We start from the raw sequence: 12,887 nt of genomic DNA, 5'->3' as shown, positions 1-12,887 counted from the left end.
GTGTAGAGACGCGACCCATCGCGTCTCGGCGTTGAACGATTCACACTGGACAACGCCTGGCGTTGAACGATTTACACTGAACAACACCCGCGCGGCGCGGCCCCGGAGACGCGATGGGTCGCGTCTCTACAATCGTTCTAAAAGGTGTAGTTCAGGCTGGCGCCGGCGTACCAGTTGCGCGGCAGGCCGGGGTTGTAGAAGGTGGGCTTGCCGGCTGGCGTGGCCTGGTTCAGGGCTATCTGGGCCGCGTAGCGCACGTCGGCGATGTTGTCGAGGCCGGCGTACACATCGTAGCCCAGGTGGCCAAACAGCTTGTTGCGCACCCCGATTTTGCTGTTGAGCAGCCAGTAGGCCGCCGCGTAGCGGGCGTTGTTGTCGCTCATTGGCGTGCGGTCGGTGTACTGCGCCGTCAGGTTGAGGTAGGCGCCGACGCGGGTATCCACGTCGAGGCCGCCCGTGAACAGGTGGTGGAATGTGCCCGTGACCTGCTTGCTGCTGAAATCATTGGCCCCCAGCCGGTAGGATTTGAACTCGGCATCGGTGTAAGCGTAGCGCACGAAGGGGCGCAGCTGCCGCAGCTGGCCGGCGGCCTCAGTAGGCACCAGGTTGCCCGACAACGCCAGCTCCAGGCCCTGGTACTGCGACTCGCCCGAGTTCACGAACGAGGTTATGCCGCCGCTGGTCTGCGACACGAGGCCATTTTTCAGGCGCATGCGAAACAGCGTCACATCGTAGTCGAACCGGTTGCCCAGCACGTGCCCCCGCGAGCCAATTTCGAAGTTTTCGTTGGTTTCGGGTTTCACGTCGGGGTTGATGGGGCCGGTCGACAGCGAAATCTGGTTGCTCACGGGGGGCGAAAACCCCGTGCTGTACTGCGCAAACACGGCCACCTGCTCGTTGAAGGAGTGCAGCACCGCCACGCGCGGCGTGTAGGTGGGCTTGAACTGCCGGTAGCCGGTCAGGCTTTGGGCCGGGGCCACTTTCGGAATCAGGTCCTGGATGTCGTAAGTCACCACGTTGTAGCTCACGCCGGCCGTTAGGGTCGTGTGGGGCGTCACGTTGGCTTCGGCCTGCAGGAAAGTGTTGGTCTGCGTCGACTTCACTTCCTGGTCCGAGGCCAGGGCCCCGGCCACGCCGAGCGTCGAAATGGTGTAGCGCTTGTTGTTGTCCTGGTTGGCCAGGTATTCGGTGCCCAGCGCCAGGCGCAGCGGCACGCTGCCCAGCGTGGGCGCGTACGTGAACACGCTACGCACGCCGCGCTTGCCGCGCTGAATGTGCGCGAAGCTGGGCTCCGTGGGGTTCAGGGTGTACGAATTGGTGGTGAACAGGCTGGTGGTGTTGGCGAAGTTGCCCGTGAAGCGGTACGTATGCGTCAGGCCCAGCCGGGTAATCTCGGCATCCACGCCCACGTCTTTGCTGATGTAGGCGGGTATCGTTTTCCTGTAATTCGTGGCGTAGTCCGTGCTGTCGAGCTCGCCAGCGAAGTTGTCATGCACGTTGGTGTAGGTGCCCAGAATGCTTACCGTCTGCTTATCGCTCACGTAGAAGTCGCCGGCCACCGTCACGTAGTCCTTGCGGCTGTTGCTGTGCGCGTCGCGGAAGCCCCGGGTTTCCTGGTGGCCGTAGTTCACCAGCAGGTTCACCTGGTCGGTGCCCACGCCAATGCCGGTGTTCGTGCGGAACAGGCCGTACTCGCCCACCGTGGTACCCAGCTGCAGGGTGGTGCCGGGCGCGGCCTTGCGCGTCTGAAACGACACCACGCCGCCCAGCGTGGCCCCGTAAATCGTCGAAGCCGGCCCCTTAATCACCTCAATGCGTCCCAGCGTGGTGTAGTCGAGGTCGTCGAGCGACGTGGTGCCATCGGCTTCCGACAGCGGGATGCCGTTCTGGTACAGCTTGATGCCCCGGATGGGGAAACGCCCGTACGTGCTGCCAATGCCCCGGATAACCAGGTTCGATTGCGAGGCCGCGCTGCGCACGTTCATGCGCACGCCGGGTACCTGGTTCAGGGCGTTTTGAAGGAAAAGGGTGTTGTTGCGCTGCAAATCCGGCTCGGTCACGACGCTGAGCGCGGCCGGGGTTTCCAGCAGCTTGCGCTCGGTGCCCGTGCCGTAGCCAATCACCTGCACTTCGCTCAGGCCGGTGTTGGAAGCTTCCAGGTTGATGCTCAGCGGTGTGCCGGCGGCTTTCAGGGCCACTTCCTGCGGGCGGTAGCCCAGCAGCTGCACGCGCACGGCGCGGAATTCGGTGGGCGCACTGAGCGAGAAACGGCCTTCGGCATCAGTCGCGACCGAGGTGGTTTGGCCGGGCACGATTACCACGGCTCCTACCAGCGGCTGCCGGCTCTGCTGGTCGAGCACGGTGCCGGTAGCGGTGTACTGCGCCCAGGCGGGCACACTCAAAAAGACGATGGCCGCGAGCAGGAGCAGGCGGGTATAGAAAGATTTCATATCCAGAAAAAAAACGGTTGGAAAGCCCAATAACCAGCCTTTCGCAGCGAAAGGGTAGGGCTGAGCATCAGCAATAAGAAGAAGAGGGGAAGCCCGAAAGCAGCCACGCCCAAACCACACCTGGAGGGCGCGGGGGTACACCGGCAAAAGCCCCGGAAAAACAGTTGTTGGGCTACTGGCAAGCAGCCAGACCAGCCATAAGCAACCTAGGCAAATGCGGCCATCGGGAACTGTGGCGGCGCGAAGGGCGCACTCGGGGGGCTGGAACACGGCACGGCCGTGTATTCAGGGTAAAGCCGGTCAGCTGCTGTGCGCAGAAACGCGGCCGGCAACCCTTCCGCAGCAGGTAATAAATAAAGCTTGGTTAGATAATCGAGCACCTTTTTAGCCGACTTACGAGTGCCGGCATCCGGCTGCGCGAACTCGCGCACGTGCTCGGCCAGGCTGGCCAGCAGGTGTTCCTCGCCCTGGTCGGGCCAGCAGAAGTAGATGGTGGAATCGGCTTCAGCACGCTGCCGCACCACGTCGAACAACTGCCCGCGGTACGAAAACTCCTGTGCCTCGTGCCACACCAAATCCGCCGATTTGGCGTGTCGCGCTACCGCCACGCGCACCAGCGCCCGGTCGGGGAGGGCTGTATGCCGCTTTGCTTCTGCCACGCGCCTAAACTCGTGCTGCCGCCACAGCGCAACCGGGTAGGCCCCTACCATATTGTAGAGGAATACGGCCAACAAGACAAAAACGGAAAGCTGCTTCAAGTATAAAGATTTGGGCCGTTAAAAATACGCCGGAATAATGGTCCCGCACGAAATGCCCCGCGGTTAGTAACCACAAATGACTTCCCCCGGCCTTACTTTTGGCCAGTTATTGGTCTTTTGAAACTGCTACCATGTCTAAAATTTATATCCTGTGCCTAATGCTGCTAGGCCTGCTTGCTGCTCGCCCGGCTGCTGCCCAGCTCTACGACGTGCGCCCCGGCGACGTGAGCTACAATAAAAGCCCCCGCCCAGCCTTCAAGGTGCAGGTTGATGGTACCGCCTCCGACGTCCGCGACTTTTTCCAGACCTGGATGAAGAGCAGCTACAACGTCAAGTTTAAGAGCGGCGGCGTGCTGGGTTTTATGAAAAGCGACGTGCTGACGGCCCGTCAGATACCCGCCAGCAGCATTTCGGGCAAGCTCGTCGACCTCTACGCCACCATCACGGCCCCGTCCGATTCGGTGGCCGAGGTTTCGGTGTTTGGTGGCTTCGACGACAACACTTTCTTCTCGCCCGACAAAACCGCCACCGAATACAACGCCCTGCGCACCATGGTGCAGAGCTACGCCGGAGCCGCCCGCCTCAGTGCCTACCGTACCATGGTGGCCGAAGGCGAGAAGAAAGTGAAGGCTTCCGAAAAAGAAAAAGAGCGCCTCGAAAAGGAGCGTCTGAACCTGCAAAGCAATACCACCGCCAACCTCAAACGCATGGAGGAGCTGAAGAAGAAAAACGCCGAAAACCTAACGCAGTCGCGCGCCGACTCGGTTACGCTTATTGGCACCAATACGGTATTGGAGCAAAACCGCCTGCGCCTGCAGCGCCGCCGCGACCGCCTCTCTGCCCTCGACCGTAAAAACTAGCCCCGCGCCCGGCCGTATTGTTCCCAATGGAAAACCCCTCGTCGCCTCTCGAAACCCTGCGCCAGCTTAAGGAAATGCTCGATGCCGGCGCCCTCACGCCCATCGAGTTCGACGCCCTGAAACAGCGGCTGGTCTTCACGCCCGGCGCCGCCGGCGCTGCTGCTGAGCCTACCGCTGCACCGGTTGCGCCCGTTGTTCCGGCTGCTCCCATTCTGCCTCCTGCTCCCGCTTGGCCTGTTGTGGCTGCCCCGCCTGTTCCTGCTACACTACCCGCGGTTCCGACTCCGCCCGCTGCCCAGGTGGCTGCGTATCCAACGATTCCGGCCGTTCCGCCCGTGGCTAGTACGCCGCCTGAACCATTGCCCCCTGCTCCGTTCTATGCGAGCTTGAGCAGCAGCGTGCCCCCTGCACCGGAGGTGGTGGAAGTAGATGCACTGGTTTTTGAGCCCGTCGCTGAACCCATGTTCATGTCCGAAGCTTCGGCCGATTTTCCAGTAGCCGTTGGAGGTCCCAGCTACGTGAATACAGAAGCGCTGCCCGATGACGAAGAAACCGACCTAGCCGCTGTGCCCGCCGAGCGTAATTCCTCGCTGGGTCTGGTGCTGGCCATTGCCGGAGTGCTGGTGTTTCTGGCCGTAGTAGCTTATCTGAATTTCAACCGTCCGGCTTCGGAGCATATTTCCAGCACCAGCCAAACGGCGGCCGACTCGGTGGCTACCACCATCGAAACCGGCCCGCAGGTAGCCCCGCTGCCCACCACCTCCGTTGCTCCCGAGACCGTGCGCGTGGCTCCCACCAATCCAGCCCCGGTCATTCAGCCCCGCCCCGCGGCTCCCGTGGCCGACACGGTTGCCCCGGTCACCAATTCATCGGCCCCGGATACGGCTGCTAATAGATAAGGGTACGCATTCAAAAACCCTGATTTTCCGGTTTGTGAGTTAACGCCCGGTAGTTTCGACCGTATGCAATACCCCCGCCCAGTAAGGCGGGGGTGTTTTTTTGTCCTTTCTCCCAAACAACATGCTTTCTTCCTGTCCTTTTGCCGTTGGGAGTGCCGCGCTTCTGGCAGCTTCCAGCCTGTTGCTGGGCAGCTGCTCGTCGCCCGCCAGCAATACCGGTTCGGCCAATGCTCCCGCTTCGGCCGACTCGACGGCCACTGCTGCCAATCCCGCCGCCCCGGCCAATTCTCCCCTGCAGGTGGTGGCCGAATTCACCGACCCGCAAATGGTGGGCGTGGCTGTAGAGCCGGGTGGGAAAATCTTCGCCTGCTTTCCGCGCTGGAATTATAATCCCTCGTATCCCATCGCCGAAGTAGGCCCCAATAATACGCTCAAGCCCTATCCCAACGCCAGCTGGTGCATGTGGAACGACTCCGTAAAAGGCGAGCCCCTCAAACACTGGATTTGCCCCCAGACCGTGCAGACCGATAAGCAGGGCATGCTCTGGATTCTGGACCCTGCCGTACCCGGCCTGAAATTTACCGTGCCCGGTGGCCCCAAGCTGGTGAAAACCGACCCCAAAACCGGCCAGGTTCTGTTCACCATTCCATTCCCAGAGGCCGTGGCTCCGCGCAAGTCCTACCTCAACGACGTCCGCATCGACCTGCAGAATAACTATGCCTACATGACCGAATCGGGCCTGGGCGCGCTGGTTGTGACGGATTTGAAAACCCTGAAATCGCGCCGTTTACTGGCTTCGCACCCTTCGATGAAGGCGGAAAAAGGCCTTGTCATTAAAGCGGCCGGCCACCCGATGATTGATTTGCAGGGAAAGCCCGCCCAGTTCAACGTCGACGGCATTGCCCTGAGCACCGACAATAGCTACCTCTATTACTGCCCGCTCACCGGCCACAAGCTCTACCGCATCAAAACTGCCGCCCTGCGCGATGCCGCTCTCACCGACGCGCAGCTGGCCCAGCAGGTCGAAACCGTCGGCGAAATTCCAGCCTCCGACGGCCTCGAAATCGACGCGGCCAACAACGTGTACCTCACTTCCTTCGAAAACAGCGCCCTCATGCGCCGCACTGCTGCCGGCAAAATAGAAACCCTGGTGCAGGACGACCGGCTGCAGTGGCCCGATACCTATAGCCTTACTGCCGACGGCACGCTGTACGTGGCCACTTCCGCCATTCACAAAACGCCCAACTGGAACAAAGGTGTCGGTCAGCCCCGTGCCCCGTTCCGCATCTTCAAGATGGCGTTGCCGAAATAGGTGGCCCAAAGTCAGCAAGAAAAAGCCCCGCGCTTCCTAAAGGAGGCGCGGGGCTTTTGTAATGCCGGTATAGATAAGCTTAGAGCTTGGCCAAGGTGGGCCGCTCTTCCACCTTCTGAATCTTAACGCCCTTCTGAAAAATATCGAACTTCTCGCTCACGTGCGTCAGGATATCCATGCAGTGGCGATGGCGGCGGTTCATGGTATCATGAATGGTGTACACGCCGTCAAGCTTGGGGGAGATGCCTCGTACGCGGACTTTATCGCCGAATTTAAACTGGCCGCCCCAGGGTTTCAGCAAGTCGCGCGACAGGGCCATCCAGCGCTTTTTGCTCCCGTAGTGCGGTTTGATTTTAGAATTGTCGGCCGTCACAAACGGCTCGTCATCGGTCTGGTTTGCTACAGCCTGGTAGGCCGTAGCGGTTACAGTGAAAGTGGGGCTACGCACTACCAGCAGAGGGGCACGGCTCGGGCGGCGGCTTTTGTGGCGTGCTGCCGCAGCGGGGGCAAAAAAGCGGGTCATGTTGGTGTTGACCCGGGCCGCAGGAGCGGTGTTAAACAAAGGCGCGGCCAGGGCGGCGGCGGCCAAAACAATATCTATAAGTATTCGTGCACTATTCATTAAAATAACGTTCGTTCGTGCGCCATTGAGCCCGGCGGTATGGGTACTGTCCGGCCGTTTCAGGCTGGGCAGAAAGGTCTTAACGCATAGCTACCCAGATTAGTTTTAACTAAATAAATTATCCAATCCAAAACCCGCTTACTAGGCGGGTTAGCCATCATATAGGCAGAACTTTATATTATACCACCCGTTACGATGCAATTGTTTTGGCACTGCAGACCCAACAGATTTATGACCGGGCCGTAACATTATGGCTGGTCAAACTGACTATTTTCGATAACTTGACGCAGCAACCCTACTCAACGGGGCAACTTCCGGTAATTGATTAGGTTGATTGTCAGATTAATTCGTGTAACCGGGTACAGGTTTTTACCTGATTGCTAGGCGTAATACCTTTACGCCGCCTTACTTAAGCTGAATTCCCAATGGACGCCTATTCCTATATCGCCAACGCCGATGCGGCGGCAATCGAAACCCTATACCAAGCCTACCGCCAAAACCCCGAATCGGTGGATTTTGGCTGGCGTAAGTTTTTCGAAGGGTTTGATTTCTCGCAGCAGTTTCCCGAAGGCGCCTCCGTGTTGCCCGGTGCGGCTCCGGCGGCCAATGCCGCGCCCGCTACCAATGGCGCCGCTGCTCCTAAAGCTGCTGCTGGCTCAAGCGCGCCGCAGGCCGACGATTACGGGGTACTAAACACCGCGGCATCTACCAATAATGCCCCGGCCAGCTTAAGCAGCGGTGAAGTTTCTTCCGATAAGGAAACGGCTGTGCGCAACCTTATTCAAGCATTTCGAAGCCGGGGCCACTTGCGGGCCCGCACCAACCCGGTACGCGAGCGCAAAGACCGCAAGCCCCGCCTCGACCTGCCCGACTTCGGCCTGAGCGATGCCGACCTCGATACCGTGTTTAGGAACGGCGAAGTGCTGGGGCTGGGCACGCAGGCCACGCTGCGCGACATTGTGGGTGCGCTGGAAAAGATTTATACCGGAGCCATCGGCTTCGAATACATGTACATCCGCGACCCGCAGGTGCTCGATTGGTTCCGCGAGAAAGTGGAGCGCGACTCGTTGGCCTTTAATCCGGGTGCCGAGTATAAAAAGCGCATTCTGAAGAAGCTGAACGAAGCCGTGGTGTTCGAGAACTTCCTGCACACCAAATTCTTGGGACAGAAGCGCTTCTCGCTCGAAGGCGGCGAAACCACTATCCCGGCTCTAGATGCCATTATTGGCAAAGGCGCCGAGCTGGGGGTGAAGGAAGTGATGATTGGCATGGCCCACCGCGGCCGTCTGAACGTGCTGGCCAACATCATGGGCAAGACCTACGAGCAGATTTTCTCGGAGTTCGAAGGAACCGCCGTGCCCGACCTCACTATGGGCGACGGCGACGTGAAGTACCACATGGGCTACAGCTCGGAGGTGGAAACCAGTACCGGCCTAAAAGTTAACCTGAAGCTGGCGCCTAACCCCTCGCACTTGGAGGCAGTGAATCCCGTGGTACAGGGCTTCGTGCGGGCGAAAATCGAACACCAATACGGCAACGACTATCACCAGATTCTGCCCATCCTCATCCACGGCGATGCGGCGCTGGCCGGCCAGGGTATTGGGTATGAGCTAACCCAAATGTCGTTGTTGGAAGGCTACAAAACGGGCGGCACCATCCACTTTGTGATTAACAACCAGGTTGGCTTCACCACCGATTTTGAGGACGCCCGCTCGTCGATTTATTCGACGGATTTGGCCAAAATCATTGATGCGCCGGTGGTGCACGTGAACGGCGACAACCCCGAGGCCGTGGTATTCGCCGTGCAGCTGGCCACCGAATACCGCCAGCAGTTCCACGCCGACATCTTCATTGACATGGTGTGCTACCGCCGCCACGGCCATAATGAGTCGGACGAGCCCAAATTCACTCAGCCCACGCTCTACAACCTTATCTCGAAGCACCAGAACCCGCGCGAGGTGTACAACGCCATGCTGGTTACCCGCGGCGATGTGGACGCCGAGCTGGCTGCCCAGATGGACAAGGAATTCCGCGATACCCTGCAGGCCCGCCTCGATTTGGTGAAGCAGAAGCCGCTGCCTTACAAATACCAGTCCCTCGAGAACGAGTGGCGCAGCCTGCGCCGTAGCACCCCGGAGGATTTTGAGCAGTCGCCCGAAACCGGCATTTCGGCCGAAACTGTGGAGAAGGTAGCCAAGTCCCTGACCACGATTCCAGAAGGTTTCAAGCCCATTAAGCAGATTGATAACCTGCTGAAGGAGCGCCGCAACATGTTCTACGAGAACTTTGGTACCTGGTCGCGCATGCCCGAAGGCTGGATGCGCGACTCGACCAAGAAGTACGACGGCACCCGCGTGCTGAACTGGGCTGCCGGCGAGCTGCTGGCCTACGGTTCGCTCCTCACCGAAAACCACATTGTACGCGTAAGCGGCCAGGACGTGCAGCGTGGCACGTTCTCGCACCGCCACGCCGTGCTCCACGATGCCGAAACGTCGGCGCCGTACAACTCGCTGAACCACATTGAAGGCGAAAACGAGCAGCTGAGCATCTTCAACTCATTGCTGAGCGAGTACGCGGTGCTGGGCTTCGAATTCGGCTACGGCATGGCCAACCCCACGGCCCTGGTGGTGTGGGAAGCGCAGTTCGGCGACTTCGCCAACGGTGCCCAGACCATGATTGACCAGTTTGTGGTGAGCTCCGAAAGCAAGTGGCAGCGCATGAACGGCCTCGTGATGCTGCTGCCCCACGGCTACGAAGGCCAGGGCCCCGAGCACTCCAACGCCCGCCCCGAGCGGTTCCTGCAGCTGGCGGCTGAAAACAACATTGTGGTGGCCAACATCACCACACCGGCCAACTTCTTCCATGCCCTGCGTCGTCAGCTCACTTGGAGCTTCCGCAAGCCGCTGGTGGTGATGTCGCCGAAGTCGATGCTGCGCCACCCGCTGTGCATTTCGCCGGTAGAGGAGTTCACCAACGGCCATTTCCGCGAGGTGCTGGGCGACGACTTTGCTGAAGCCAAGAAGGTAAAGCGCGTGCTGCTGTGCTCGGGCAAGGTGTACTACGACCTGCTGGAGGAGCAACGCACCTCCAACCGCACCGACGTGGCCATTGTGCGCCTCGAGCAGTTGCACCCCTTCCCCAAAAAGCAGCTTGATGCCGAGCTGGCCAAATACCCCAAAGCCAAGGTGTACTGGGTACAGGAAGAGCCCGAGAACATGGGCTACTGGAACTTCATGCTGCGCTACATGCGCCGCGAGCTCGAGGACGTGGTGGCCCGCAAACCCTCGGCTTCGCCCGCTACGGGCTACAACAAAATTCACATAAAGGAGCAGAAAGAGCTGGTGGCCCGCGCCTTCGACAAGCCCAAGGAGGCCGTAGCCGATGCCAACATCAAAGCCGTGGCCGAAGCTGCCAAAAAGCAGGACTAGCTCTTCAAGCTGTTAGCTTCGTTCAAGAACAGGAGCTAATAGCTAGCAGCCAATAGCTTAAACCCAATGATAACCGAAGCTCAAATTCAAGCCGTGGTGCAGCGCATTGTGGAAGGCTACGCGCCCGACCGGATTATTCTGTTCGGCTCCTACGCCTACGGTACGCCCACGGAAGACTCGGATTTGGACTTGCTCATTATCAAGGAGCAGGCCGAGGCCAAAAGGTCGGAGCGGGCAATTGCTATTTGGTCGCTGTTGTGGGGGACGCCGCTGCCGGCAATGGATATTCTTATTCGCACCCCAGCGGAGATGGAGCGGGCCGCTGGCATTTTCCAGTCGGTAGAAACTATTGCCGAACAGCAGGGACGATTATTGTATGCAGCCTAGCACACCACAACAGAAGCGCGTAGCAATGTCGCTACTGACCGCCGACCGCGACATGGAAGCGGTTGACGTGCTGGTACGGAGCAGTCCCCATTTGTATGAAACGATAGGTTTTCACTGCCAACAAGCAGTCGAAAAATACTTGAAGGCGGCCTTGATTGCGTCGGCTCTGCCCGCTCCTTTCATTCATAATCTGATTGTTTTGATGGGGCCGCTGCATCAAAACGGTATTTTACAGTTCACTACTCAGGAATTGGCCAATGCCGCTACGCTGAATGAGTTTGCCGTTGAACTACGTTATGAAACCGATGATGCGCCCGGTTATACCGCCGCCGATTTGCTGGCAATGGCGAATGGGTTTCGCAATAAATTGCGGCCAGTGGCCCAGGCTTTCCTCATTTGATTTACTCGCTTAGACGAATTCTTTCTCAACTTCTCATGCCTCTCGAAATCAAAATTCCCGCCGTTGGCGAATCCATCACCGAAGTCACCATTGCGAAGTGGCTCAAGAAAGACGGCGAGGCCGTGAAGCGCGACGAGGTGATTGCCGAGCTCGAATCGGACAAAGCCACATTTGAGCTGCCCGCTGAGGCCGATGGCGTACTGAAAATCCGCGTAGCCGAGGGCGAAACCATCGGAATCGGTACCGTAATCGCCGACTTGGATGGTGCCGCTGCTGGTGCCGCGCCAGCTTCGGCTCCGGCTGCTCCCGCAGCCAGCGCTCCTGCTGCCGCTCCTGCTGCTGACCCTATCAACAAAGGCGAGGGCAACCCTGCTGCCAGCGACCAGGCCGGCTATGGCGGCAAGCCAGAAGGTGGTGCCGCACCGGCGGTTGCAGCAGTTCCGGCCGCTGGCGGGGGCACGGTAGAAATGAAAATCCCCGCCGTGGGCGAATCCATCACGGAAGTGACGGTGGCCAAGTGGCTGAAAGAGGACGGCGCACAGGTAAACCGCGATGAGGTGATTGCCGAACTCGAATCGGACAAAGCCACGTTTGAGCTGCCCGCCGAAGGGGCTGGCACTCTGCGCCACGCCGTTAAGGAAGGCGAAACCATCAGCATCGGCGCGGTGATTGCCCGCATCGAGGGCGGTGGTAATGCTGCGGCTTCGGCCCCGGCGGCCCCTGCTCAAGCAGCTACTGCAGCTCCGGTTGCGGCAATGGCTTCGGCTCCGGCTGCTGCTGGTGCGGCAACTTATGCAACGGGTGTGCCCTCGCCGGCTGCCGGTAAGATTCTGGGTGAAAAAGGCATTGCTGCTGCCGACGTAGCCGGCACCGGTCGCGACGGTCGCATCACCAAAGAAGACGCGCAGAATGCGCAGGCTAAGCCGGCCGCTCCGGCTCCAGTTGCTGCGCCAGCTGCCGCTCCGGCTGCTTCGGCTCCAGCTGCTGCGCCGGCTGCCGGTGGCAGCCGCGAGGTACGCCGCGAGCGCATGAGCAACCTGCGCAAAACGGTGGCCCGCCGCCTCGTAACGGTGAAGAACGAGACTGCCATGCTCACCACCTTCAACGAGGTGAACATGCAGCCCATCATGGACCTGCGCAACAAGTTCAAAGACAAGTTCAAAGAGAAGAATGGCGTGGGCCTGGGCTTCATGTCCTTCTTCACTAAGGCCGTGTGCATTGCTCTGAAAGAGTGGCCGTCGGTGAACGCGCAGATTGACGGTACGGACATCGTATTCAACGATTTCTGCGATATCAGCATCGCTGTGTCGGCTCCGAAAGGCCTCGTAGTGCCCGTGATTCGCAACGCCGAGCAGCTAAGCTTCGAAGGCATTGAAAAGGAAGTAGTGCGGCTGGCCGGGCTGGCCCGTGACAACAAGCTCACCATCGAGCAGATGACCGGCGGCACGTTCACCATCACCAACGGCGGGGTGTTCGGCTCCATGCTCAGCACGCCGATTATCAACGCGCCGCAGTCGGCTATTCTGGGGATGCACAACATCATCCAGCGCCCCATCGCCGAAAACGGCCAGGTGGTGATTCGCCCCATGATGTATCTGGCGCTGAGCTACGACCATCGCATCATCGACGGCCGCGAATCGGTGTCGTTCCTGGTGCGGGTGAAGGAGTTGCTCGAAGACCCGACGCGCATGATGTTCGGCGTATAGCTGAGCTGATATATGATGAAAAAAGCCATTCCGTTAGCGGAATGGCTTTTTTTGTTAGAAACAAA

General features: G+C 59.5%; 10 protein-coding genes. 7 read left to right on the top strand and 3 right to left on the bottom strand.

The window, feature by feature from the left end:
* Window positions 1-137 precede the first annotated feature (137 nt).
* A complete protein-coding gene (locus tag ABD837_RS19440) occupies window positions 138-2,450 on the bottom strand; it encodes a TonB-dependent receptor domain-containing protein (RefSeq protein ID WP_345057874.1) in 2,313 nt (770 codons plus the stop codon).
* A 206-nt stretch (window positions 2,451-2,656) separates the two neighbouring features.
* A complete protein-coding gene (locus tag ABD837_RS19435; protein WP_345057871.1) occupies window positions 2,657-3,208 on the bottom strand; it encodes a hypothetical protein in 552 nt (183 codons plus the stop codon).
* Window positions 3,209-3,339: 131 nt separating this feature from the next.
* On the opposite strand from ABD837_RS19435, the gene ABD837_RS19430 reads away from it, so the two are divergent.
* From ABD837_RS19430 to ABD837_RS19420, 3 genes are all read left to right on the top strand, one after another.
* Window positions 3,340-4,068, top strand: coding sequence for a hypothetical protein (locus ABD837_RS19430; protein ID WP_345057868.1), 729 nt, complete (start codon window positions 3,340-3,342; stop codon window positions 4,066-4,068).
* 26 nt (window positions 4,069-4,094) lie between these two features.
* Window positions 4,095-4,967 carry an SHOCT domain-containing protein gene (locus ABD837_RS19425; RefSeq protein ID WP_345057865.1) on the top strand — a complete coding sequence of 291 codons (873 nt, stop codon included), beginning with the start codon at window positions 4,095-4,097 and terminating at the stop codon, window positions 4,965-4,967.
* A gap of 121 nt (window positions 4,968-5,088) precedes the next feature.
* Window positions 5,089-6,279 carry an L-dopachrome tautomerase-related protein gene (locus ABD837_RS19420; protein ID WP_345057863.1) on the top strand — a complete coding sequence of 397 codons (1,191 nt, stop codon included), beginning with the start codon at window positions 5,089-5,091 and terminating at the stop codon, window positions 6,277-6,279.
* Between the two features lie 79 nt (window positions 6,280-6,358).
* On the opposite strand, the gene ABD837_RS19415 is transcribed toward ABD837_RS19420, so the two are convergent.
* Window positions 6,359-6,868 (bottom strand): RlpA-like double-psi beta-barrel domain-containing protein, encoded by a 510-nt coding sequence (locus tag ABD837_RS19415; RefSeq protein ID WP_345057860.1) that lies wholly within the window; start codon window positions 6,866-6,868, stop codon window positions 6,359-6,361.
* Between the two features lie 458 nt (window positions 6,869-7,326).
* Between ABD837_RS19415 and ABD837_RS19410 the strand changes: the two genes are divergently transcribed.
* The 4 genes from ABD837_RS19410 to odhB all read left to right on the top strand — a co-directional run bounded on the left by ABD837_RS19410 (window position 7,327) and on the right by odhB (window position 12,822).
* Window positions 7,327-10,329: a 2-oxoglutarate dehydrogenase E1 component gene (locus ABD837_RS19410; RefSeq protein ID WP_345057857.1), complete on the top strand. Its 3,003-nt coding sequence runs from the start codon at window positions 7,327-7,329 to the stop codon at window positions 10,327-10,329.
* 66 nt (window positions 10,330-10,395) lie between these two features.
* Entirely contained in the window at window positions 10,396-10,716 is a 321-nt protein-coding gene (locus tag ABD837_RS19405; RefSeq protein WP_345057854.1) for a nucleotidyltransferase domain-containing protein, read from the top strand.
* A 25-nt stretch (window positions 10,717-10,741) separates the two neighbouring features.
* Window positions 10,742-11,116, top strand: a complete 375-nt coding sequence (locus ABD837_RS19400; RefSeq protein WP_345057851.1) for a HEPN domain-containing protein — start codon at window positions 10,742-10,744, stop codon at window positions 11,114-11,116.
* A 35-nt stretch (window positions 11,117-11,151) separates the two neighbouring features.
* On the top strand, window positions 11,152-12,822 hold the full coding sequence (odhB, locus tag ABD837_RS19395) for a 2-oxoglutarate dehydrogenase complex dihydrolipoyllysine-residue succinyltransferase (protein WP_345057849.1): 1,671 nt from the start codon (window positions 11,152-11,154) through the stop codon (window positions 12,820-12,822).
* The last annotated feature ends 65 nt before the right edge of the window (window positions 12,823-12,887 follow it).

This window comes from Hymenobacter glaciei, assembly GCF_039539585.1.
Lineage (GTDB): Bacteria > Bacteroidota > Bacteroidia > Cytophagales > Hymenobacteraceae > Hymenobacter > Hymenobacter glaciei.
This window is presented reverse-complemented; position numbering and strand designations above follow the sequence as displayed.